Origin of the sequence: Sphingomonas antarctica (genome assembly GCF_965137005.1) — a bacterium.
Classification (GTDB): Bacteria; Pseudomonadota; Alphaproteobacteria; order Sphingomonadales; family Sphingomonadaceae; genus Sphingomonas_O; species Sphingomonas_O antarctica.
The window spans coordinates 156,061-176,007 of sequence record NZ_CBCRXM010000004.1 but is presented as its reverse complement, the minus strand read 5'-3'; the positions used below and the strand labels follow the sequence as shown (position 1 = coordinate 176,007).

Here is a 19,947-nt window from a genome sequence, read left to right as displayed (position 1 = left end):
CACATGTCTTTCGAATTGCAAGGGCCAGACAGTAAAAAGGCGGGAGTTACCCCGCCTTTTCTTCGTTCTCGCTCGCGCGCGCCGACGACGACATCGACGGGACGAGGCTAACGTTTGCTCGCTTGCGCTACGCTCTTGTCAGGCCCTGCCAGCGTCACTTGTCGTAATTATAATAGTTTTCGTTGCCGACGAATCCGAACTTCGAAACCTGGCTGCGCTTCACCGTCGCCAGCACGCGATCGACCGTGTCGAAGCGTGAATAGGCATCGGGCTGAAAATGCAGCTCGGGTTCGGGCGTCATGACGCGGGTGCGGTCGAGGTAGACGCGCAGCGTCGCCATATCGATCGGCGTGCCGTTCCACAGGACCTGCGCCGCTGGGCTGATCGTCAGGTTATTCACCACCGGATCGATCGGAGGCTTGGGTTGGTTCGGCGGCGTCGCCGCGGGAAGATCGATCTTTACCGCGTGCGTCTGAATCGGGATGGTGATGATGAACATCACGAGGAGAACGAGCATGACGTCGATCAACGGCGTCGTGTTCATTTCCATCATCGGCTCGTCTTCGCCGCGGCCTGTACTCATTGCCATGAGGCGTAACTCCTAGAAAAGTCGATTAGAGACGTTCGACGCCTTCACCCGGCGGTGGTTCGGAAATGAAGCCCACGCGTACGAAGCCCGCGCGTTGCATCACGTAAATCGCCCCGCCGACGCACTTGTACGGCGTGTTGATGTCGGCACGAATATGCGCTTCCGGCAATTCAAGGCCCACTGCATTCACGCCGCCCTGCTTGGCGATTTCCAGCTTCAGCTTGGCCACCGCGCGGTCTTCAAGTTCCTGGGGTCCGACCTTGGTCTGGTTCCAGTACACTTCGCATGTCAGGCTATTGGCCCCGACACCGCGCACCGACAGGTTGACGTTTTCCGGCTTGGTCGTCGTCGCGTCGAACCGCACTTTGGGCAGCGACACCTTCACGTTCTGCAACACGACCGGGATCGTGATCAGGAAGATGATCAGAAGCACCAGCATGACGTCGACGAGCGGCGTCGTGTTGATGTCCGACATGGGGGGAAATTCGTCGCCCTCGTCCATTGTTGAACTGATCGCCATGAAATCTTGATCCTTGGAAAGTCGGCGGCGGCGGGGTTTGTGACCCCGCCGCCAATCCGCTTAGGCCTTGCTGGTCGGAACGCCGCCAACCTGGCCGGCCGTGGTCGTCGTCGCACCCGGACGAGTGGTCGTGCCGGTACCCGTGGTGTTGGCACGTGCGACCGGAGCAGCCGATGACGACACCGGCTTCACCGATCCGCCCGACGCCATGAAGCCGTGCACGTCGTTCGAAAACGTCGTCAGGTCTTCCATGATCGCCTTGTTGCGCGCCTGCAGCCAGTTGAACGCGAGAACCGCGGGAACCGCCACGGCGAGGCCGATGGCGGTCATGATCAGCGCTTCACCGACCGGACCGGCGACGGCGTCGATCGATGCCTGACCGGCGGCACCGATCTTCACCAGCGCGCCGAGAATACCGATAACGGTACCGAACAGCCCGATGAACGGTGCGGTCGAACCGGTCGTCGCGAGGAACGAAAGGCCCTTGTTGAGCTTGGCGCCGATCTGGCCGCGGGTGCGGGCCAGTGCGTTGAGCGTCCAGTCATGCTGGTCGACCTCGTTGGTCAGCAAGGTATGCTGGTCTTCTGCGCGCAGGCCGTCGTCGACGATCTGGCGATAGGCCGAGTCCTTCTCGAGCTTGCTCGAGCCGTCCTTCAGGCTCGACGTGCTCCAGAACGAGGCGCGGATCTTCTTGCCCTGCTGCATGATGCGGTTCTGTTCGAACAGCTTCGCGAACAGCACGTAGAACGACCCGACCGACATGATCACGAGGATCACGAAGACCGCGATGGTCAGTGGACCACCCTGCTGGAGTGCCGGAATGAGGCCGTACGGGTTGCCACCATGAGCAGCCGCTCCATTGGCGGCAGCGGCGGCTGCGAATGTGATCAACATAGCTCGGTCTTCCCTCTAAAAATTTGAATTAGTTTTTCGGCAATTGCCAGCGAATACGGCTGCTGAACGACCCGCCTATCGCCTGACCCGACGTATCCTTGGCAGGCGAGAACCTGGCCCGTCGGGTAATCAGACGACACGTCGTCGTGTCCAGCTCACTGTTGCCGCTCGATACGGTCACACTGCAGGACTGAACTCGACCGTCAGGACCAACGACAACGCTAAACCCAGTGGTGCCCTGCGCCTCTGCACGCGCAGCTCCCGGCGGATAGTCGTCGGTCGTCGCCCAATCCTGCGGACTGCCGCGCGGCTGCGCTTTCACTGCTTCAACCACCCGCGCAGGCGGAGGAGGCGGCGGAGCTGGTGGCGGAGGCGGCGACAACGGCGGAGGCTGCGGCACGAACGCCGGCTGCAGGTTCACGGTCGGCGTCTGCACGATCGGCGGCGGCATGGTGACCGGCGGCGGCGGCAGCGGCTTGTCCGGCGGCGGCGGCGGCGGCAATTCCTCCGGTGGTGGCGGCTCTTCCTGCACGTCGAACGTCTTCAGGTCCTTGGAGACCTTCTTGACGACATCATACGCCAGGCCGGTGATGAACGCGTATCCTAGGAAAATATGAATGATAACGACGATCGCGATCGCCCAAAGGCGACCGGCCGTCATACCTTTCCGGTCTGTGTACGCCATTCGGCTCTAAAACTCCCTCGCCAAGACCGTGGTGACAAGGGCGTCGCGCAACCGCTTCGCCCTTCCCATGAACCCCATATGCTGTGTTTTCAGGGTCAACTAACGCAAGTCCTAACGGCGCGCTAAGTTCCGTGCAATCGCTTTGTCGGCGGGTTGTCTCGGTCTGACGCGATGGCTGCTTGCCAATGGGGGCCGGACAAGAAAGACAAGTACCCATGGATAGGCATGTATCTCACTTCGTCGTCGCCATTGCGGCTGTAAGTGTTTGTATTACGAGTGAAAAGACGTCTGCACAGAGCTATAATGCGCTGGCCAAAAGCTTTGCCGACGCGTCGTTGATTGCCCATGTCGCGGTGACGAGCGCGGCGCCGATCAAGGCCGATACCGAACCGGGCACAGCGAGATTCTATGTGGAGTCGAAGGTCGTGGCGCTGGTGAAAGCACCAGCCCCGCAGCCGCCGGCGCTTGCGCTGGTGGTCGATCTGCCGCGCGATTCGCAGGGAAAAGCGCCAAAGGTGAAAAAGGCCGAGTGGCTGATCGCCGCACGCGGGGTGGCGGGGCAAGTGCAGCTGACCGCGCCGCCGGTCGTCTGGACGCCCGACGTCGAGAAGCGCGTGCGGGCGATTGTTACGGAACGAAGCGCGGCGGGTGCGCCGGGTGCGATCCGCCGGGTCAGCGGCGCGTTCTACTCGCCCGGAAACGTGCCGGGCGAAAGCGAGACGCAGATCTTCTTCGATCAAGCGGGCGGCGGGCGCGGCTCGCTATCGGTGCTGCGGCGTCCGGGGATCGGCCCGGCCTGGTCGGCATCGTTCGGCGAAGTGGCAAGCGAGGGTCCGCCGCCCGCCAAGGACACGCTCGGCTGGTATCGACTGGTATGCGGCTTGCCCAAGACGTTGCCTGATACGGCGATTGCCGAACTAGATGAGACCGGGCGCAGCGCAGCGCGCGCGGATTACGGCTTCGTTGTCACACAGCTGGGGCGCTGCGACGGTTAGAGATTGCCGAAGTCGCGCTCAAAACCGCGCAGGCTGGCACCGCCATCGACGAACAGGGTCTGACCGGTGACGGCCTGCGCCCGAGCAAAGTAGAGTGCGGCGTCGGCCACATCGTCGGGCGACGGCAGGCGTTCGAGCGGCATCAGTTTACGGGTCTTCGCCAGCACACTCTCGTCATGCGCGGGTGATGGGAGGGTCAGACCGGGGGCAATGGCATTGACCCGCCAGCGCGGCGCGAGCGCCACGGCCAGCGTGCGGGTGGCCGATGCGAGAGCCGACTTGCTCAGCGAGTAGCTCAACTGATCGCGCACGGGATTGCGGACGCGCTGATCGAGGATGTTGACGATTGCGCCGCCCTGCCCTTGTCGCGCCAAGGCAAGCGCCAGGGCCTGCGGCGCCAGCGCATTGACCGCGTGAAAGCGCGCGAGGCTGACGGCATTGGCGATCATGGCATCGTCGTCGTCGAACAAGGACGCACAGTTTACGAGCAAGGTCGGCGCACGATCGAAGGCGGAGACGACTTGCGGGACGAGCCTCTCGACAGCGTTGTGATCGCCCAAATCGGCGACGAAACCGCGCCAGTCGCCCAGCGCCGCCGCAAGTTCGCCTTCGGGTTCAGCGGCATGATGGCTGTGCAGCGCGAGCGTCCAGCCGTCACGCGCCAATGCCGTCGCAATGGCCGCGCCGATGCGTCGGTAGCCGCCGGTGATCAATGCGAGTTTCATGGGCGATGCCTGACGCGGCGGATGCCGATCGATTCGCCGTGTTCGGCGATAGCCAGCTTCACGATGCGAATATCCACGCGACTCACACGCGCGTCGGACGTGAACAGAGTGTCGGCGATGTGATCCGCCACCGCTTCGACCAACGTGAAATGCTGACCCGCGGGCAGCGCGGTCGCGGCACGTTTGATATCCATATAGTTCTTCGACGCGGCCAACGATGTGTCGGGCGTAAAGGGCGCGGCAACATCGAGATCGACCGTAATCGAGATGCGCAGCGGTTGCGGCAAATGCGTTTCTTCGGAGAAGATGCCGGTGAGCACCGGAACTTCGAGGTCGTGCACTTCGAGTTGGAGGAGATCGTCCATCGGGCGAGCGCTTAAACGCTTCCATTCCCCCCGCCAATCGTTATGGGCGCGCGCCCCATGACTGTCCGTATCGCCCCTTTGGCAGCAGCCGCCCCCGATCGCGTCGAAGCGTTGCTCGACGCCGCATTTGGCGCGGACCGGCGTGGGCGCACGGCGTATCGGTTGCGCGAGGGGTTGAGCCCCCTGCCCGCGCTGAGTTTTGCGGCGTTCGATGACGCCGCGCTGGTTGGGGTGTTGCAGAGCTGGCCGGTGGCGCTCGACGACGCGCCGTTGGTGTTGGTCGGGCCGGTGGCGGTACTGCCCGATGTGCAGCAAGGCGGAATTGGGCGGACGATGATGGACGCGCTGATTGCAGCGGCTGGCCCACAGCCGATGACGATGATCGGCGACCCCGAATATTATGGACGGTTTTTCGGCTTTTCGGCCGATGCGACCGGCGAGTGGGCGTTGCCGGGCCCGGTCGAGCGGCGGCGATTGCTGGCCAAACATGCCGCACACTTGACGCGGACGGGGCGGTTGCATGCCTTTGCGCCGGAGACCTTGTCGGCCTAGGCAGTCGCGATGCCGATGCCGCCGCCACCCGATCTCGACACCATGTCGCTGGCCGACGTGGCCAAGGCGCTGGCCGAAAAGCGCCTGCCGCCGGTCGAGAACTGGCATCCGACGCATTGCGGCGACAGCGAAATGCGCATCGCCCGCGACGGGACGTGGTTTCACCAGGGATCGCCGATTGGACGCCCCGCCATGGTTGCTTTGTTCTCGACGATTCTGAGGCGCGAGGCGGATGGCGGATACGTTCTCGTCACGCCGGGGGAGAAACTCGACATCGTGGTCGAGGACGCGCCGTTCGTCGCCGTCGAGGTCAAAAGCGAGGGTGCGGGCCGTACGCGCGAACTGGCGTTCCGGCTGAACACCGGCGATCTGGTGGTGGCGGACGCCGCACATGCGCTGCGATTCGAGGAGCATGATGGCGAGCCGCGGCCGTATCTGCACGTGCGCGCCGGCCTCGAGGCACTGGTCGCGCGGCCGGTGTTTTACGAGCTTGCGGACATGGCGTTGGCCGATGGCGAACCGCTGGGCGTGTGGAGTGCCGGCACATTCTTTCCGATGGCGGCTGCGTGACCCTCACCGAGCGGTTGCGCGCAAGGCTGGCGGAGACCGATGGCGAGGCACCGCTGTCGGCGGGTGACGACAGTATAATGAGCGGGGCGTCGGTCGCGGCGGCGGTGCTGATCGCGATTACCGACCGGGCAGAGCCGGGACTGATCCTGACGCAACGGCCCGACACGATGCGGCGGCACCCGGGGCAAGTGGCGTTCCCCGGCGGGCGAGTCGATCCCGAAGATGCCGACGACATCGCCGCGGCGTTGCGCGAGGCGGAGGAGGAGATCGCCCTGCCCCGCCATGTCCCCGAAATCATCGCGACGCTGCCCGCGTATCGCACGATCACCGGCTTTGCGGTGACGCCGGTGGTGGCGGTGATTCCGCCGGACCTGCCGCTGGTGCCGCATGATGCCGAAGTGGCGGCGGTCTTCGAAGTGCCGCTGAGCTTTGCGCTCGATCCCGCGAGTTGGACCGAGCGGACGGTGATGTTCCAAGGCACTGAACGGCGCTATCGCGAGGCGATGTGGGCGGATCGGCGGATCTGGGGAGCAACGGCGGCGATGCTCGCCAATCTGGCGTTGCGGCTCAAATGGTGACGCTTCCGCCAGGCGGCTGGCGGTCGCGCGCGAGCCTGGTCGAACTGGTCGAGCTGCTCGGCGGCGATGCGGAAACGCGCGCGGTGGGCGGCGCGGTGCGCGATACGCTGCTCGACCTGCCCGTCGCCGACATCGATCTGGCGACGCGGTTGCGGCCCGACGAGGTGATGACGTGCGTGCAGGCGAGCCGGTTCAAGGCGGTACCGACCGGCCTGAAGCACGGCACGGTGACGGCGGTCACGCCCGACGGACCGGTCGAGGTAACCACCTTGCGCCGCGACGTCGCGACCGACGGGCGCCATGCCGAGGTTGCGTTTACCGACGATTGGCGGGCCGACGCCGCACGACGCGATTTCACGATCAATGCGCTGTATGGCGACATCGGCGACGGGCGGGTCAGCGATTATTTCGACGGTCTGAGCGATCTGGACGCGCGGCGGGTCCGGTTCATCGGCGAACCGCTGGAGCGCATCGCCGAGGATCATTTGCGGATCCTGCGCTTTTTCCGCTTTCACGCGCGGTTCGGGAACGGGCTGCCCGATGCCGCCGGGTTGGCGGCATGCATCGCGCGCGCCAACGATCTGATGGCGCTGTCGCGAGAGCGGATCGCCAGCGAATTGCTGCGTTTGCTCGCGAGCGACGATCCCGCGCCGACGCTTGCGGTGATGGTGGCGCAGGGGATTTTACGATCGGTGCTGCCAGAAATCGATGCCGCCGGAGTAGCGCGGCTGGCGGCCCTGGCTCTGATCGAAAGCGATCCGTCGGCGATAAGGCGGCTGGCGGCGTTATTGGGTCCCGATGAGGCGCTGGCCTCCGGCGTGGCGGCGCGCCTGAAGCTGTCGAAGGCGCAGAGCAAGCGACTGACGCTGGCCGCAGGCTGGACCGAAGCGGGCGCGCCGCCGGCAATGGCTTATCGGCTGGGTGTCGAGAGCGCCGCAGACCGTTTGTTGTTGCGCGGCGATGCCGAGGCGGCGGCGACACTGGCTCCGCCACCGTCATTGCCGATCCGTGGCGCCGACCTGATTGGGCGTGGGCTGGCTTCGGGGCCCGATGTCGGTCAGGCGCTGGCGCGGATCGAAGCGGCATGGATCGCAGCGGGTTTTCCGCAGGGACCCGCGCTCGATGCGCTGGTGGCGGAACAGCTCGAGCGTTGACCGCGCGCTCGGTCCGCCTTAGCGGCGGCAGGCATGCGGGTGTAGCTCAATGGTAGAGCAGAAGCCTTCCAAGCTTACGACGAGGGTTCGATTCCCTTCACCCGCTCCAAATGACCTTCGAGTTTGCGTCCGTCAGTCCGCCGGCGTCCGGAACCGCGGCGGGCCGGTGCTCGTGGTCGATACGCTCACGCCGACCATGCCGCACCCGGCGAGGATCGCGCCGATGCCGCATTTGAGCTTTGGCGCGCTGGCCAAACGGTTGCGTTCCATCGAAACTGTTTCGGCGTGCGGATCGCCCGGCAGCCGCCCGATCAGCGGCAGTCGCCACTGATCGGCGGCGCGCCGGCCGCAAACCTGAATTTCATTGGGTGAGCTCGGTTGTGCGCAGCCGCGCACCGCAACTTGGGTCAGCTGGTGATAGCGGGCCATCGGTTCGGCCTGCGCCGGAAGCGCGATTGCTGCGACGATCAGACCGACCATTCTCGACAGTGTCATCCGGCTCCCCTATCGGCGCGCGTATTCCCGGGAGCTATCACAAATCATGACTACCGCCAGCGCCGTTCTCGACCGCGTCCTCGTTATGGAAATGGTGCGCGTCACCGAAGCGGCGGCGATCGCTGCCTCCACGCTGATCGGGCGCGGCGACGAAAAGGCCGCCGATGCCGCCGCCGTCGAAGCGATGCGCGCCGCACTCAACGAATTGGCGATGGACGGCACCGTGGTCATCGGCGAAGGCGAGCGCGACGAAGCGCCGATGCTGTACATCGGCGAAAAGGTCGGCTCCGCGCAGGGCACCGGGCCCAAGATCGACATCGCGCTCGACCCGCTCGAGGGCACTACGATTACCGCCAAGGCCGGGCCGAACGCGCTCGCCGTGCTGGCGGTGGCGGAGCACGGCAACCTGCTCAACGCGCCCGACGTTTACATGGACAAGCTCGCGTGCGGGCCGGGCTATCCCCCCGGTGTGATCGACCTCGCCAAATCGCCGAGCGAAAATGTGCGCGCGGTGGCGATGGCCAAGGGGGTTCAGCCCGACGAGATCATCGTCTGCGTACTCGACAGGCCACGCCACGAATCGCTGATCGCCGAATTGCGCGGCCTCGGGTGCGGCATCATGCTGATCCCCGATGGCGACGTGGCCGGGGTGATCGCGACGACCAATCCCGACACCACGATCGATATGTACATGGGGTCGGGCGGCGCGCCCGAGGGGGTTTTGGCCGCGGCGGCGCTGCGTTGCGTCGGCGGGCAGTTCAAGGGGCGGCTGCTGTTCCGCAACGACGACGAGCGCAGCCGCGCGCGCAAATGGGGCATCGAGGATCTCGACCACATTTACGATCTCGAGGAACTGGCCAAGGGCGATTGCATCTTTGCCGCGACGGGGGTCACTGATGGTTCGCTGCTCGACGGCGTCAAGCGCATGAAGGGCGGCCTGATGACCACGCACACCGTCGTGATGCGCGCGAGCTCGGGAACGGTGCGCTGGGTCAAGGGCGAGCACCGCAAGGGCCTGCGCGGCTAAAGCGCGTCCTTCAGCCGATCGAGCAACTGGTGCGCCGGGTTGGATCCGGCGGTCTTGGCGTCGAGGCTGTCGTCGAGGCGCTGCACACGGCGATAAAGTTCGATGCTCCCCTCGGCCAACGCGCGTGCTTCATCGGGCAATGCCGCGACGATCGCGGGATCGCTGTCGATGGCCGGCGCCAAGCGGTGCGTCTGGGCCAGTGCCATCTGCGGCGAAATCTCACCCGCATCGACCGCGCGCTGGGTCAGCAGCCACGACAGGATGTGCATCAGGCGCGTGGTGATCTTCAGCGCTTCGATACTGAAATGCATCCGGTCGAGCGCCAGCAGCGCGTCACGCGCGGTGTGGCAAGGCTCGCCGAAATAGCCCCGCGCCTCGTCGCCGAGCAGCATGGCTTCGGTATACAGACTGTCGATCAGGCGGCGTTCGAGCATAAAGTGGGATTACCCGCTAAATTCTTAGCTAGGCGATAATGTCGGGGATCAACTGGTCGCGAATCGCCCCGATCTGATCCTTCAGTTGCAATTTGCGTTTCTTGAGGCGGGCCATTGCCAGTTGGTCCGCGCTCCCCTGAAACGCCATCGCGTCGATCGCCGCATCGAGATCGCGGTGTTCGGTGCTGAGAATTTCGAGCTTCGCGATCAGTTGCGATTCATCCATACCGCTCCGGTAGCGCAACGCCCCGTCGCGTGGAAAGACCGGCTTTCCGATACGCTAACGAAATTTGTGGAGACTTTTGCCGCTGAAAGTGATCCACTCTGGACCACGACACTGGCGAAGGAGATCACTCGATGGACAGCGCACACGTTTCGGCCCTCAACACCAAACATGCGGATTTTGACCGGCGGATCGCCGAGGAACGCAGCCGCCCACGCCCCGACAACGCGCTGCTGTCGATGCTCAAAAAACAGAAAATGAAGGTAAAAGAAGCGCTGTCGCGCTTTTAGACCGCCGTGAGACGGGGGCGGCGGGCGCGCGTCGGATCGACCGGCGCATCGAACGCCATCCCCGCACGGTCCTCCTGAGTCCAGGCGATGCGCCCCGGGACTTTGCCCAGGCCGGCAATTTCGGCAACCACAGCTTCATCCACCGTTAGGGGCGTTTCGCCCTCCACCATCATTCCCACAGCCGACAGATTGCGAACGGTGACGGCAAACGCCGCGCTGCCGACGCGCTTCAAGCGCGCCGTGAGAATGAGGGTCTCGCGCTCAGCCTGGCGCGAATCTGCCGTAACGGCCTTCAAAATTGTCATGGTACGCATCTTGGTTGCGCCGATGCATAGCGCAAGGGTTTATATGAACCCTTAATTACTCGTCGCGGGACACTTTTTCCTGACGCTCATGGCGTTCCTGCGCTTCGACCGACATCGTCGCGATCGGCCGTGCTTCGAGACGCCCCAGCGAAATCGGTTCGCCGGTCACTTCGCAATAGCCATATTCGCCCTCGTCGATCCGCCGAATCGCGGCTTCGATCTTGGCGATCAGCTTGCGCTGGCGATCGCGGGTGCGCAGTTCGATCGACCAGTCGGTCTCGCTCGACGCGCGGTCGGTGGCGTCGGGTTCGCGCAGCGGTTCGGATTTGAGCGTGGCCAGCGTCCCCGCGCCTTCGCGCAAAATGTCTTCTTTCCAGTTGAGCAGCTTGTCGCGGAAATATGCCTGTTGGCGCGGACCCATAAATTCTTCGTCCGCGCTGGGGCGATAGCTGGCGGGAAGCGGAGGAACCGCACCGTCCACGACTGTCGCCACACTCGCCATGCAAAATCTCCGCCGGTCGCGGCCCCCGCCCTGACCTCAACCGCGCCTATAGCAGCGCGCCAAGGCGGCACAAGCGACCGACTCACCGTGCGCCCCTTTGCGAAAATCCAGTTAAATGAAGGGTTAACGGGTGCGAAGGTCAGGCGGCGGCACCGGCGCGCGTGCGAATCAGGCCGAGGGCGATGAAGCTCATCACCTTTTGATCGTCCTGATTGAACACCGTCGTGCGGCTGCGGAACGAACCCATTTCCGGGCGGCTGCGCGACGGCGTCTTGTCGAGCAATTCGGTTTCGCACCTGAGCACATCGCCCGGATAGACCGGTTTGAGCCAGCGCAGCTCGTCGATCCCCGCCGCGCCGAGACCGGCCTGTTGCTGCTCTCCCATCGCCGCGACGTTCATCGCCATGGTCATTGCGCAGGTGTGCCAGCCCGACGCCGACAAGCGGCCGAAATGCGTCGCCGCCGCTGCATCGTCATCGAGATGGAAGGGTTGCGGATCGAAGCGCGAGGCGAACTCGATCACCTCGTCGCGCTTCACTTCATACCGACCGAACGACCGCTTCGCGCCAATTTCCAGATCTTCGAAATATTGCATCGATCCAATCCTCAGACGTTGAAGCGGAACAGCAGGACGTCGCCGTCATGGACGACGTAGTCTTTGCCTTCGGAACGCAATTTGCCGGCATCGCGCGCGCCCGATTCGCCGCCGAGCGCAACATAGTCGGCATAGGCGATGGTTTCGGCGCGGATGAAGCCGCGTTCGAAGTCCGAATGGATCGCGCCCGCCGCCTGCGGTGCCTTCGATCCCTTGGTGATGGTCCAGGCGCGCGCCTCCTTGGGGCCGCAGGTGAAGAAGGTCAGCAGATCGAGCAGCGTATAGCCGGCGCGGACGACGCGGTTGAGGCCCGTCTCGCTGAGACCCAGGTCCGACAGGAATTCGGCGCGGTCCTCGTCGGCCAGGGTGGCGATCTCGGCTTCGATTTCCGCCGAGACGACGACCGCTTGTGCACCTTCGGCCTTGGCGCGTTCGAACACGCGGGCCGACAATGCGTTACCCTCGGCGGCCGAGCCTTCGTCGACGTTGCAGACGTAGAGCACCGGTTTGGCGGTCAGCAGTTGCGCCTGATCGAGCGCGCGTTCCTCCTCCTCGCCATTCGCCTCGACGCCGCGCGCGGGCTTGCCTTGGCGCAGCAGTTCGAGCGCGCGGCCGAGAACGATCGCGGCGGCCTTGGCATCCTTGTCGCCCGACTGGCCTTTCTTGGCGAGCGCGGGAACGCGTTTTTCGAGGCTTTCCAAGTCGGCGAGCATCAACTCGGTTTCGACGGTTTCAGCGTCGGCGATCGGATCGACCTTACCCTCGACGTGCGTCACTTCGCCTTCGAAACAGCGCAGGACGTGGACGATGGCATCGACTTCGCGGATGTTGCCGAGGAACTGGTTGCCCAGTCCCTCCCCCGTCGACGCGCCGCGAACCAGCCCGGCAATGTCGACGAACGCCAGTTGCGTCTCGATCTTCTTCGCGCTGCCCGCGATCTCGGCCAATTTGTCGAGACGCGGATCGGGGACCGCGACTTGGCCGACATTGGGCTCGATCGTGCAGAACGGATAATTCGCCGCCTGCGCCGCTGCGGTTTGCGTCAGCGCATTAAACAGAGTGGACTTGCCGACATTGGGCAGCCCGACGATCCCGCATTTGAAACCCATTAGATGCCTTCAGCTTTCTGGTCTGTCTTGATCTCGTCCGCACGGAGCAGGAGCAGCGCCGCGAGCGCCGCCCCGGCCGCCGCCGCCGCCGAAGCGGCCAGCGCGGCGAGATGGAATGCGTTGGTCAGATCATCACCTTTGGCGGCGAGAACGCTGCCGAGCAATGCCGTTGCAATCAGCCCGCCGGTGCGCGCCACCGCCGAGTTGAAGCCGTTGGCCGTACCGACATGATCGCCATCGACCGATGCCATCACTGCGGTGGTCAGCGGCGCGACGGCACCCGCCATGCCGATCGAAATGACCAGCAAAGCGGGCAGCGTCGAAGTCCAGTAGCTCGCCTCGGGCGTGACGCGGATCATCAGCGCGAAACCGATCGCGACGATCGCCGGGCCGATGGTCAGTGGCAGGCGCGGCCCGATCCGGCCGGCAACCCCGCCCATGATCCGTCCCGAAATACCGAGCACGGCGGGGAGTGGCAACAAAGCCGCGCCAGCCTGTGTCGGGGAATAGCCCTGATTTTCGATCAGCATGTAGGGCAGCACGACGAACAGCCCGCCGAGCGCCGCGTAGAGCAGGAAGGTCAGGAGCGTCAGACCAGCAAAGCTCTTGGTCCCGAACATGGCAAGCGGCATGATCGCATCGTCGCCGCGATGCTTTTCGAGCCAGACGAACAGGATGAAGGCGAGCAGGCCGCCACCCACCACAGCCCCGCCAAGCGCGGGCTGCGGATGATCGCCGCCTGCGGTTGTCAGTCCCCAGGTGATCGCGCCAAGCGCCAGCGTGGCAATGGCGACGCCGGCCCAATCGATCGCGCGCAAGATATCTTCGCGCTTTTCGGCGACCTTGAACCAGCCAATCAACAGGGCACCGGCAGCGAGCGGCAGGTTGACGTAGAAGATGGCGCGCCAGCCGACGGTCTGGACCAGCCAGCCGCCCGCCAGCGGGCCGAGCGCTCCGGCAATTGCCCCCGCTGCGGCCCAGGTGCCAATCGCCCTGCCCCGTGCTTCGCCGTCGAAAGCACCACCGAGCAAAGCGAGACTGTTGGGCATGAGCATCGCTGCGCCAACACCCTGCACGATGCGGCCGGCGAGGAGGACGCCGAGGCTTGGCGCGAGGGCGCAGGCGACCGAGGCGATGGCGAACAAAACGATACCGCCGAGGAACATGCGCCGGCGTCCAAAACGGTCGCCCAAGGCTCCACCCAGCAATAGCAGCGCAGAGAGCGGCAGGAGGTAGGCGTTGACAACCCATTGCAGCCCGACCGCGCCGGTCTGTAGGTCGGCCTTGATCGCTGGCAGCGCGACGTTCGTCACCGAGCCGTCGACGAAGGCAAGACTCGAAGCGAGGATCGAACCGGCGAGCGTCCAGTTCTGGGCGCCCCTATCGGCCTGGCGAGCGGTCAAGCGCCCAAATCCCGCATCCGCATCGCCACGTCGTTCATAAAGCGCACGTCATCGCCCTTGGCCAACCATTCGGCTTCGGCGGCGATGGCGGCGAGAAGGTCGCTCAGCGGTTCGATCTCGGACTTGGCGTAATTGCCGAGGACGTAGCCGGTCACGCGGTCCTTGTGGCCCGGATGGCCGATGCCGATGCGGACGCGGCGGAAGGGGTTGCCGATATGCGCCTCGGTCGAGCGCAGGCCGTTATGGCCTGCGGTGCCGCCGCCGGTGCGGACCTTGAGCTTCATCGCGGCGATGTCGAGTTCGTCGTGGAACACTGTCACGTCTTCGACCTCGGCCTTGTAGAAGCGCATCGCGTCGCCGACGCTCGCGCCGCTGTCGTTCATGAAGGTTTGCGGCTTGAGGAGTAGGACGGTCTCGCCGCCGATACGGCCTTGCGCGGCCACGCCCTTGTGCTTCACGCGCCACGGATCGAAGCCGTAGCGATCGTGAATCACGTCGGCCGCCATGAAGCCGACATTGTGCCGCTGCATCGCGTGCAGCGGACCCGGATTACCGAGGCCGACCCAGAGCTGCATCGTCTAAAGCCCCTCCCGCGAACGGGAGGGGCCCAGGATCACGCGTCGCCCGAAGGGGCTTCGGCTGCGTCAGCCGCACCGTCTTCGTCGGTATCGCCGTCGCTCGACTTGAGCGCCGACGGCGCGACGATCGTGGCGATGGTGTAATCGCGATCGGTGATCGTCGATTCGGCACCCTTGGGCAGGGTGACGTTCGAGATGTGGATCGAATCGCCGACTTCGTATCCGGTCAGGTCGATGCGAATCTCGTCGGGCATTTCCGCCGCGTCGCAGGTCAGTTCGAGCTCGTGACGCACGATGTTCAGCACACCGCCGCGCTTCAGGCCCGGTGAGTCTTCCTCGTTATCGAAATGCACCGGCACGTTGATCGTAACCTTGGCGTGTTCCGAAATGCGCAGGAAATCCACGTGCAGCGGACGATCCGTCACCGGGTGGAAGGCGACGTCCTTGGGCAGCGTGCGGACATTGCCGCCGCCGACACCGACCATCACCACTGAATTCATGAAGTGGCCCGTGTGCAGCGCCTTCATCAGCGCCTTTTCCTCGACGTGAATCGACTGCGGGTCTTCGTTGTTGCCGTAGATTACGCACGGCACGCGGCCTTCGCGACGCAGGGCACGAGAGGCTCCCTTGCCTGCTCGTTCGCGCGCTTCGGCCGACAGCGTCAGCTGATCGCTCATATGATAACTCCAGTTTGCCTAAACCCGCACGCCTCCAGGGATGACCATGCGGGGTGGCGCGCCTGTAACGAGAGGGGCGCGGAAAGGCAAATTGGCGGCTTACGTTGTATTATGTTGACGCGGAGGCGGTACGCGTGATGTCCCACCCCAGCTCCCGGCGGGAGGGGACCGGAGATTCATGCTGATTCATGTTCGATCGCATAAGATTGCGCAATTGATTCATGGTGATTCATGCCTGTGGAGCGTCAGGTGCCGCGCCCGGTCTCCTGTTGAAGCTCGTCGATGCGCTTCGACGCATCAGCCTTGGTCAGGCTGTCGTCGAATTCGGCATGCGCCTCTTCGGACAGCGTTTTGAGATAGGACGCCTTGGCGCCGGTCATCGGCTCGTCGCCCGTCGTCCAGTCGTCGGGATCCTTCTCGGCATTGCCGGTCGGATGGTCTTTGGGGTTTTCTGTTTGGGTCATGTGCAAGGTAACGCACATGTTCTCCTATTGTTCAATCGAAAAGGGGAAAGCTGGAGCCCAGATCAAGTCCGGAGTGACGATGGTGGCGTTGGATATTCACGCGTCGCCCCGGCGGAGGCCGGGGCCGCTATCGAGGGAGGACGACCGCCTCGAGCGACCCCGGCCTGTGCCGGGGTGACGTAGAAGACTAAAATGGCACGTATTCGTGGCCGAGCGCTTCGGCGACCGCCTGATGGCGGATCTTGCCGGCCATGACGTTGAGGCCGTTCGCGAGATGCGGGTCGGCCCTCATCGCCGCTTCGGCACCCAGATTGGCGAGACGCAGCGCGAACGGAAGCGTGGCGTTGTTGAGCGCGAAGGCCGAGGTGCGCGCGACCGCGCCGGGCATGTTGGCGACGCAATAGTGGATGACGCCGTCGACTTCGAACACCGGGTCCTCGTGCGTCGTCGCGTGGCTGGTTTCGAAACAGCCGCCCTGATCGATGGCGATGTCGACCAGCACCGAGCCGCGCTTCATCGTCTTGACCATGTCGCGCGTGACCAGCTTAGGGGCGGCAGCACCGGGGACAAGCACCGCGCCGATGACGAGGTGGGCGTTCTTCACCGCCGCCGCGATGGCCGCGCTGGACGCATATTGCGTCTTGATCTGGCTGGAGAAGAACATGTCGAGCTCGGCAAGGCGATCGTTCGAAATGTCGTAGATCGTGACGTCGGCGCGCATGCCGACGGCCATTTGCGCGGCGTTGACGCCGGAGACGCCGCCGCCGAGGATCGCGACCTTGGCTGGCGCAACGCCCGGAACGCCGCCGAGCAGAACACCACGTCCGCCCTGTTCCTTTTCGAGGTAATGCGCGCCGACCTGCACCGACATGCGGCCCGCGACTTCGGACATTGGTTTCAACAACGGCAGCGCGCCGGTGCGCGAGGTCACGGTTTCATAGGCGATACAGGTCGCGCCCGACTTCATCAGCCCTGTCGCCTGGTCGGGATCGGGGGCGAGGTGGAGATAGGTGAAGAGGACGTGGCGCGGTTCGAGCAGCGCGATCTCGCTCGCCTGCGGCTCCTTGACCTTGACGATCATGTCGCTGTCGCGGAACACGGCGGGCGCGTCGGGCAGGATCGTCGCACCGACCGCCTGATAATCCCGATCGGAAAAATCGATGCCGAGGCCGGCACCGGTTTGAATGTTGACGGTGTGACCGGCGGCGGTCAGCTCCGCGACCGACCCGGGGGTCAGGCCGACGCGATATTCGTGATTCTTGATCTCTTTCGGGACACCGACGCGCATTGCGCTCTCTCCTGAATTTTATGGATGGCGTTCCTATATCGCGGTCGTATCCATCTGTCTCGATTGCGCGTTGCAGGGGGCGGTGCTACCGGCCCGCGGCTTCGCGCTGGGTCGCCGAGTGAAACGAAAGGCTGGGGTTGACGCCCGCATGACAGCGACCGCATCCGTGGAAGCACCCTCCGCACCCATCGAGGAGGAATCGCATCCGCACGTCCACGGCAGTTTGAAGAAGCTGGCGCTGGGCGCGGTCGGCGTGTGTTACGGCGATATCGGCACCAGCCCGCTGTACGCGATGAAGGAAGTGTTCGTCGGGCATCACCCGCTGGCGCGCGACCTGCTGCACATCTTCGGGGTGCTGAGCCTGATGTTCTGGTCGCTGCTGATCGTGGTCAGCATCAAATATATCGGCATCATCCTGCGCGCGGACAATAAGGGCGAAGGCGGCAGCCTGGCGCTCCTCGCGCTCATTCAGCGCAAGACCGGTGGCGGTCGATGGTCGCACAGTCTGGTCATGCTCGGTGTCCTGGCGACGGCGTTGTTCTTTGGCGATTGCATGATCACCCCGGCGATTTCGGTGCTGTCGGCAGTGGAGGGGCTGGTCGTCGTGCAATCGGGCTTTGCGCCGTTCGTCCTGCCGCTGGCCGTCGCGATCCTGATCGGCCTGTTCGTGGTGCAGTCGCGCGGCACGGATACGATCGGCAAGTTTTTCGGGCCGATCATGGTGGTGTATTTCCTGGTCCTCGCCGGACTGGGCGTGATGAGCATCGTCCGCGCGCCGGAAATTCTGGGCGCGGTCAATCCAGTGTGGGCGGCGCGGTTCGTGATGCACGATCCCAAATTGGCGTTCCTCGCGCTGGGGTCGATCGTGCTGGCGCTGACGGGCGCAGAGGCGCTGTACGCCGACATGGGGCATTTTGGCCGTCGTCCGATCCAGCAGGCATGGGTGTGGTTGGTGTTCCCCGCGCTGTTGCTCAATTATTCGGGACAGGCAGCGCTTTTGATCCATACGCCCAGTGCCGCTGAAAACCCGTTCTTCCTGATGGCGAGCGAAAGCTGGCGCCTGCCGCTCGTGATCCTCGCCACCGTCGCGACGGTCATTGCCAGCCAGGCGGTGATCACCGGCGCGTTTTCGGTCATCCAGCAGGGTGTGCAGCTCGGCCTGATGCCCCGGTTCAAGATCGAGCATACCAGCGCATCGGCGCACGGGCAGATCTATGTCCCGACGGTCAATTGGGCGCTGATGGTGATGGTCATGCTGTTGGTGCTGGCGTTCCGCGAATCGTCGGCGCTGGCGGCCGCTTATGGCATTGCGGTGACCGGCACGATGTTCATCACCACATGCATGATGACGGTGCTGGTGTTCCGCGTGTGGAAGTGGCCGGTTTGGGTGGCGGTGCCGATGTTCACGGTGTTCTTCACGATCGATGCGCTGTATTTCGCCTCGAACCTGACCAAGGTGCCCGATGGCGGCTGGTTCCCGCTGCTGGTCGCGTTGGTCGCGTTCACGCTGCTGACGACGTGGGCCAAGGGCCGCCAGTTGATGATCGCACGCATGCGCGAAGCGGCGATGCCGTTGCAGGTGTTCATCAAATCGGCGGCGCAATCCGCGAGCCGCGTCCCCGGCACGGCAGTGTTTATGACGTCCACCCCGGACGGCGTGCCGCACGCGCTGTTGCACAACCTCAAGCACAACAAGGTGCTGCACGAGCGGGTCATTCTGTTGACGGTCAAGATCAAGGATGTGCCGGTGGTCGCCGAGGACACGCAATGCGGGCTCGACCCGCTGGGCGAGGGGTTCTTCCGCCTGATGCTGTATTACGGATTCATGCAGGAACCCGATGTTCCAGCGGCCCTGAAGCGCGTGACCGCGTGCAACGGCGAGTTCAAGATGATGGACACGAGTTTCTTCCTCGCGCGCCAGACTCTCCTTCCCTCCAGCCGTCCGGGGATGGCGATCTGGCGTGAAAAGCTGTTCGCCTGGATGCTGCGCAACGCGGAAAGCGCGATGGAGTTTTTCCGCCTGCCGACCAACCGCGTTGTCGAATTGGGATCGCAGGTCGAGATTTAGCCCGCGAGCAGGACGACGCCGCCGATTAGGACAGCGCATCCGGTCAGACGCCATTGGCCGACGCGTTCTCCCAGAAACGCGAGGCCGAACAGCGCGCCGACCATCATCGACATTTCGCGCGTCGGCGCGACGATGTGCAGCGGCGCGCCCCAGCCGAGCGCGGTCAGCACGAAGATGTAGCCGAGCGGTGAGATCAGGCCGACGATGATTGCGCTGCGCCAATGGCCGGTCATGGCCGCGCGCCAATTTCCACCGCGCAGTGCCGGGAGCAACAGCGTGGCGCGCACTGTGTTCGAACACCAGTCGAGCACCAAAGGCGCGATCAGCAATGCCTTCACTGCATAACCGTCCGCGACGGTATAGGCCGCGATCATCACGCCGATGGTCAGGCCCCAGTTGATGCCGTGCATCGCGCCGGGCTCACGAAAGCGTGCGAGGCGACCGTCGGTGGCGATGAGCGCGATACCGGCAATCACCGCACATAGCCCGGCGATCCCCCGTGCTTCGGGTATTTCGCCGAGGAGGATGAAGGCGCCCACGCTCGACAGCGCCGGGCCGGTGCCGCGCGACGGGATAGACCACGGACAGATCGGCGGCGCGATAGCCGCGCTGGAGCGTCAGGCTGTAGACGAAGTGCAGTGCGCCGCTGAGCAGCAGAAAGCCGAAGACAGTTACGCTCCATGCTTGGTTCCCGTTCGCAATCTGCCAGATCGCGAAGGGCGCATAAGCCAAGGCGGAAATCGCGCTATAGACGAGGACGAACACGGCCCCCGCCCCGGCGGCGCGCTTGGCGAACAGATTCCACGTCGCATGGATCAGCGCGGCGAGGACGACGAGGCCGAGCGATGCGGGCGGCAATCCC

28 protein-coding genes and 1 tRNA gene are annotated in these 19,947 nt (G+C 64.4%); 9 read left to right on the top strand and 20 right to left on the bottom strand.

Going from position 1 to position 19,947, the window contains the following annotated elements; all coding sequences use genetic code 11:
• Positions 1 to 154: 154 nt before the first annotated feature.
• Genes ACM9ME_RS06365 through ACM9ME_RS06350 form a run of 4 tightly spaced genes read right to left on the bottom strand, consistent with a single transcriptional unit; the run spans position 155 to position 2,688 of the window.
• A complete protein-coding gene (locus ACM9ME_RS06365; RefSeq protein WP_415642598.1) occupies positions 155 to 589 on the bottom strand; it encodes an ExbD/TolR family protein in 435 nt (144 codons plus the stop codon).
• A 25-nt stretch (positions 590 to 614) separates the two neighbouring features.
• Positions 615 to 1,109, bottom strand: coding sequence for an ExbD/TolR family protein (locus tag ACM9ME_RS06360; protein ID WP_415642597.1), 495 nt, complete (start codon positions 1,107 to 1,109; stop codon positions 615 to 617).
• Positions 1,110 to 1,169: 60 nt separating this feature from the next.
• Positions 1,170 to 2,003: a MotA/TolQ/ExbB proton channel family protein gene (locus ACM9ME_RS06355; protein WP_415642596.1), complete on the bottom strand. Its 834-nt coding sequence runs from the start codon at positions 2,001 to 2,003 to the stop codon at positions 1,170 to 1,172.
• 28 nt (positions 2,004 to 2,031) lie between these two features.
• The gene (locus ACM9ME_RS06350) at positions 2,032 to 2,688 is read right to left on the bottom strand and encodes an energy transducer TonB (protein ID WP_415642595.1); all 657 of its coding nucleotides are present in this window, start codon (positions 2,686 to 2,688) and stop codon (positions 2,032 to 2,034) included.
• Positions 2,689 to 2,903: 215 nt separating this feature from the next.
• Between ACM9ME_RS06350 and ACM9ME_RS06345 the strand changes: the two genes are divergently transcribed.
• Positions 2,904 to 3,683, top strand: a complete 780-nt coding sequence (locus ACM9ME_RS06345) for a hypothetical protein (protein ID WP_415642594.1) — start codon at positions 2,904 to 2,906, stop codon at positions 3,681 to 3,683.
• Here the strand turns inward: ACM9ME_RS06345 and ACM9ME_RS06340 are convergent.
• Positions 3,680 to 4,408, bottom strand: coding sequence for an SDR family oxidoreductase (locus tag ACM9ME_RS06340; protein ID WP_415642593.1), 729 nt, complete (start codon positions 4,406 to 4,408; stop codon positions 3,680 to 3,682). The two genes, ACM9ME_RS06345 and ACM9ME_RS06340, sit on opposite strands and share 4 nt — an antisense overlap.
• The gene (locus tag ACM9ME_RS06335) at positions 4,405 to 4,773 is read right to left on the bottom strand and encodes a dihydroneopterin aldolase (RefSeq protein ID WP_415642592.1); all 369 of its coding nucleotides are present in this window, start codon (positions 4,771 to 4,773) and stop codon (positions 4,405 to 4,407) included. The genes ACM9ME_RS06340 and ACM9ME_RS06335 overlap by 4 nt, the downstream gene beginning before the upstream one ends.
• Positions 4,774 to 4,830: 57 nt before the next feature.
• Here ACM9ME_RS06335 and ACM9ME_RS06330 point away from each other — a divergent pair, with 57 nt between their 5' ends.
• The 5 genes from ACM9ME_RS06330 (at position 4,831) to ACM9ME_RS06310 (ending at position 7,736) form a co-directional block, all read left to right on the top strand.
• Positions 4,831 to 5,325 (top strand): GNAT family N-acetyltransferase, encoded by a 495-nt coding sequence (locus ACM9ME_RS06330; protein WP_415642591.1) that lies wholly within the window; start codon positions 4,831 to 4,833, stop codon positions 5,323 to 5,325.
• A 9-nt stretch (positions 5,326 to 5,334) separates the two neighbouring features.
• A complete protein-coding gene (locus ACM9ME_RS06325; RefSeq protein WP_415642590.1) occupies positions 5,335 to 5,895 on the top strand; it encodes a DUF1285 domain-containing protein in 561 nt (186 codons plus the stop codon).
• Entirely contained in the window at positions 5,892 to 6,473 is a 582-nt protein-coding gene (locus tag ACM9ME_RS06320) for a CoA pyrophosphatase (RefSeq protein WP_415642589.1), read from the top strand. Before ACM9ME_RS06325 ends, ACM9ME_RS06320 begins: the two co-directional genes overlap by 4 nt.
• Positions 6,467 to 7,627 carry a CCA tRNA nucleotidyltransferase gene (locus tag ACM9ME_RS06315; protein WP_415642588.1) on the top strand — a complete coding sequence of 387 codons (1,161 nt, stop codon included), beginning with the start codon at positions 6,467 to 6,469 and terminating at the stop codon, positions 7,625 to 7,627. Before ACM9ME_RS06320 ends, ACM9ME_RS06315 begins: the two co-directional genes overlap by 7 nt.
• A 35-nt stretch (positions 7,628 to 7,662) precedes the next feature.
• Positions 7,663 to 7,736 (top strand) — tRNA-Gly (locus tag ACM9ME_RS06310).
• Positions 7,737 to 7,759: 23 nt separating this feature from the next.
• On the opposite strand, the gene ACM9ME_RS06305 is transcribed toward ACM9ME_RS06310, so the two are convergent.
• A complete protein-coding gene (locus ACM9ME_RS06305; protein WP_415642587.1) occupies positions 7,760 to 8,122 on the bottom strand; it encodes a hypothetical protein in 363 nt (120 codons plus the stop codon).
• 46 nt (positions 8,123 to 8,168) lie between these two features.
• Here ACM9ME_RS06305 and glpX point away from each other — a divergent pair, with 46 nt between their 5' ends.
• Positions 8,169 to 9,149, top strand: a complete 981-nt coding sequence (gene glpX, locus ACM9ME_RS06300) for a class II fructose-bisphosphatase (RefSeq protein ID WP_415642586.1) — start codon at positions 8,169 to 8,171, stop codon at positions 9,147 to 9,149.
• Here glpX and ACM9ME_RS06295 read toward each other — a convergent pair.
• Together ACM9ME_RS06295 and ACM9ME_RS06290 are read right to left on the bottom strand one after the other, a co-directional pair.
• Positions 9,146 to 9,583 (bottom strand): DUF1465 family protein, encoded by a 438-nt coding sequence (locus tag ACM9ME_RS06295; protein ID WP_415642585.1) that lies wholly within the window; start codon positions 9,581 to 9,583, stop codon positions 9,146 to 9,148. The two genes, glpX and ACM9ME_RS06295, sit on opposite strands and share 4 nt — an antisense overlap.
• Positions 9,584 to 9,611: 28 nt before the next feature.
• A complete protein-coding gene (locus ACM9ME_RS06290) occupies positions 9,612 to 9,809 on the bottom strand; it encodes a YdcH family protein (RefSeq protein ID WP_415642584.1) in 198 nt (65 codons plus the stop codon).
• Positions 9,810 to 9,940: 131 nt separating this feature from the next.
• Here ACM9ME_RS06290 and ACM9ME_RS06285 point away from each other — a divergent pair, with 131 nt between their 5' ends.
• The gene (locus tag ACM9ME_RS06285) at positions 9,941 to 10,096 is read left to right on the top strand and encodes a YdcH family protein (protein ID WP_415642583.1); all 156 of its coding nucleotides are present in this window, start codon (positions 9,941 to 9,943) and stop codon (positions 10,094 to 10,096) included.
• Here ACM9ME_RS06285 and ACM9ME_RS06280 read toward each other — a convergent pair.
• The 9 genes from ACM9ME_RS06280 to ald all read right to left on the bottom strand — a co-directional run bounded on the left by ACM9ME_RS06280 (position 10,093) and on the right by ald (position 17,017).
• On the bottom strand, positions 10,093 to 10,401 hold the full coding sequence (locus ACM9ME_RS06280) for a PilZ domain-containing protein (RefSeq protein WP_415642582.1): 309 nt from the start codon (positions 10,399 to 10,401) through the stop codon (positions 10,093 to 10,095). The two genes, ACM9ME_RS06285 and ACM9ME_RS06280, sit on opposite strands and share 4 nt — an antisense overlap.
• Positions 10,402 to 10,456: 55 nt before the next feature.
• Positions 10,457 to 10,903, bottom strand: a complete 447-nt coding sequence (gene dksA / locus ACM9ME_RS06275) for an RNA polymerase-binding protein DksA (protein ID WP_415642581.1) — start codon at positions 10,901 to 10,903, stop codon at positions 10,457 to 10,459.
• Positions 10,904 to 11,042: 139 nt separating this feature from the next.
• On the bottom strand, positions 11,043 to 11,498 hold the full coding sequence (locus ACM9ME_RS06270) for a MaoC family dehydratase (RefSeq protein ID WP_415642580.1): 456 nt from the start codon (positions 11,496 to 11,498) through the stop codon (positions 11,043 to 11,045).
• 11 nt (positions 11,499 to 11,509) lie between these two features.
• Positions 11,510 to 12,607, bottom strand: coding sequence for a redox-regulated ATPase YchF (ychF, locus tag ACM9ME_RS06265; protein WP_415642579.1), 1,098 nt, complete (start codon positions 12,605 to 12,607; stop codon positions 11,510 to 11,512).
• A complete protein-coding gene (locus ACM9ME_RS06260; protein WP_415642578.1) occupies positions 12,607 to 14,010 on the bottom strand; it encodes an MFS transporter in 1,404 nt (467 codons plus the stop codon). The genes ychF and ACM9ME_RS06260 overlap by 1 nt, the downstream gene beginning before the upstream one ends.
• On the bottom strand, positions 14,007 to 14,585 hold the full coding sequence (gene pth / locus ACM9ME_RS06255; RefSeq protein ID WP_415642577.1) for an aminoacyl-tRNA hydrolase: 579 nt from the start codon (positions 14,583 to 14,585) through the stop codon (positions 14,007 to 14,009). The genes ACM9ME_RS06260 and pth overlap by 4 nt, the downstream gene beginning before the upstream one ends.
• Positions 14,586 to 14,623: 38 nt before the next feature.
• Complete coding sequence (locus ACM9ME_RS06250; RefSeq protein ID WP_415642576.1) at positions 14,624 to 15,265, bottom strand: 50S ribosomal protein L25/general stress protein Ctc; 642 nt, start codon at positions 15,263 to 15,265, stop codon at positions 14,624 to 14,626.
• 245 nt (positions 15,266 to 15,510) lie between these two features.
• Positions 15,511 to 15,729, bottom strand: coding sequence for a DUF3072 domain-containing protein (locus tag ACM9ME_RS06245; protein WP_415642575.1), 219 nt, complete (start codon positions 15,727 to 15,729; stop codon positions 15,511 to 15,513).
• A gap of 187 nt (positions 15,730 to 15,916) precedes the next feature.
• A complete protein-coding gene (ald, locus tag ACM9ME_RS06240; RefSeq protein WP_415642574.1) occupies positions 15,917 to 17,017 on the bottom strand; it encodes an alanine dehydrogenase in 1,101 nt (366 codons plus the stop codon).
• 148 nt (positions 17,018 to 17,165) lie between these two features.
• Between ald and ACM9ME_RS06235 the strand changes: the two genes are divergently transcribed.
• Positions 17,166 to 19,085, top strand: coding sequence for a potassium transporter Kup (locus ACM9ME_RS06235; RefSeq protein ID WP_415642573.1), 1,920 nt, complete (start codon positions 17,166 to 17,168; stop codon positions 19,083 to 19,085).
• Here the strand turns inward: ACM9ME_RS06235 and ACM9ME_RS06230 are convergent.
• Positions 19,082 to 19,561 (bottom strand): hypothetical protein, encoded by a 480-nt coding sequence (locus ACM9ME_RS06230; protein ID WP_415642572.1) that lies wholly within the window; start codon positions 19,559 to 19,561, stop codon positions 19,082 to 19,084. The two genes, ACM9ME_RS06235 and ACM9ME_RS06230, sit on opposite strands and share 4 nt — an antisense overlap.
• Positions 19,506 to 19,943, bottom strand: coding sequence for a hypothetical protein (locus tag ACM9ME_RS06225; RefSeq protein WP_415642571.1), 438 nt, complete (start codon positions 19,941 to 19,943; stop codon positions 19,506 to 19,508). Before ACM9ME_RS06225 ends, ACM9ME_RS06230 begins: the two co-directional genes overlap by 56 nt.
• Positions 19,944 to 19,947: the final 4 nt, after the last annotated feature.

Coding starts and splice junctions, on each gene's coding strand:
- ACM9ME_RS06365 (WP_415642598.1), bottom strand. CDS start 589: ATGGCAATGAGTACAGGCCGCGGCGAAGACGAGCCGATGATGGAAATG.
- ACM9ME_RS06360 (WP_415642597.1), bottom strand. CDS start 1,109: ATGGCGATCAGTTCAACAATGGACGAGGGCGACGAATTTCCCCCCATG.
- ACM9ME_RS06355 (WP_415642596.1), bottom strand. CDS start 2,003: ATGTTGATCACATTCGCAGCCGCCGCTGCCGCCAATGGAGCGGCTGCT.
- ACM9ME_RS06350 (WP_415642595.1), bottom strand. CDS start 2,688: ATGGCGTACACAGACCGGAAAGGTATGACGGCCGGTCGCCTTTGGGCG.
- ACM9ME_RS06345 (WP_415642594.1), top strand. CDS start 2,904: ATGGATAGGCATGTATCTCACTTCGTCGTCGCCATTGCGGCTGTAAGT.
- ACM9ME_RS06340 (WP_415642593.1), bottom strand. CDS start 4,408: ATGAAACTCGCATTGATCACCGGCGGCTACCGACGCATCGGCGCGGCC.
- ACM9ME_RS06335 (WP_415642592.1), bottom strand. CDS start 4,773: ATGGACGATCTCCTCCAACTCGAAGTGCACGACCTCGAAGTTCCGGTG.
- ACM9ME_RS06330 (WP_415642591.1), top strand. CDS start 4,831: ATGACTGTCCGTATCGCCCCTTTGGCAGCAGCCGCCCCCGATCGCGTC.
- ACM9ME_RS06325 (WP_415642590.1), top strand. CDS start 5,335: ATGCCGATGCCGCCGCCACCCGATCTCGACACCATGTCGCTGGCCGAC.
- ACM9ME_RS06315 (WP_415642588.1), top strand. CDS start 6,467: ATGGTGACGCTTCCGCCAGGCGGCTGGCGGTCGCGCGCGAGCCTGGTC.
- ACM9ME_RS06305 (WP_415642587.1), bottom strand. CDS start 8,122: ATGACACTGTCGAGAATGGTCGGTCTGATCGTCGCAGCAATCGCGCTT.
- glpX (WP_415642586.1), top strand. CDS start 8,169: ATGACTACCGCCAGCGCCGTTCTCGACCGCGTCCTCGTTATGGAAATG.
- ACM9ME_RS06295 (WP_415642585.1), bottom strand. CDS start 9,583: ATGCTCGAACGCCGCCTGATCGACAGTCTGTATACCGAAGCCATGCTG.
- ACM9ME_RS06290 (WP_415642584.1), bottom strand. CDS start 9,809: ATGGATGAATCGCAACTGATCGCGAAGCTCGAAATTCTCAGCACCGAA.
- ACM9ME_RS06285 (WP_415642583.1), top strand. CDS start 9,941: ATGGACAGCGCACACGTTTCGGCCCTCAACACCAAACATGCGGATTTT.
- ACM9ME_RS06280 (WP_415642582.1), bottom strand. CDS start 10,401: ATGACAATTTTGAAGGCCGTTACGGCAGATTCGCGCCAGGCTGAGCGC.
- dksA (WP_415642581.1), bottom strand. CDS start 10,903: ATGGCGAGTGTGGCGACAGTCGTGGACGGTGCGGTTCCTCCGCTTCCC.
- ACM9ME_RS06270 (WP_415642580.1), bottom strand. CDS start 11,498: ATGCAATATTTCGAAGATCTGGAAATTGGCGCGAAGCGGTCGTTCGGT.
- ychF (WP_415642579.1), bottom strand. CDS start 12,607: ATGGGTTTCAAATGCGGGATCGTCGGGCTGCCCAATGTCGGCAAGTCC.
- pth (WP_415642577.1), bottom strand. CDS start 14,585: ATGCAGCTCTGGGTCGGCCTCGGTAATCCGGGTCCGCTGCACGCGATG.
- ACM9ME_RS06250 (WP_415642576.1), bottom strand. CDS start 15,265: ATGAGCGATCAGCTGACGCTGTCGGCCGAAGCGCGCGAACGAGCAGGC.
- ACM9ME_RS06245 (WP_415642575.1), bottom strand. CDS start 15,729: ATGACCCAAACAGAAAACCCCAAAGACCATCCGACCGGCAATGCCGAG.
- ald (WP_415642574.1), bottom strand. CDS start 17,017: ATGCGCGTCGGTGTCCCGAAAGAGATCAAGAATCACGAATATCGCGTC.
- ACM9ME_RS06235 (WP_415642573.1), top strand. CDS start 17,166: ATGACAGCGACCGCATCCGTGGAAGCACCCTCCGCACCCATCGAGGAG.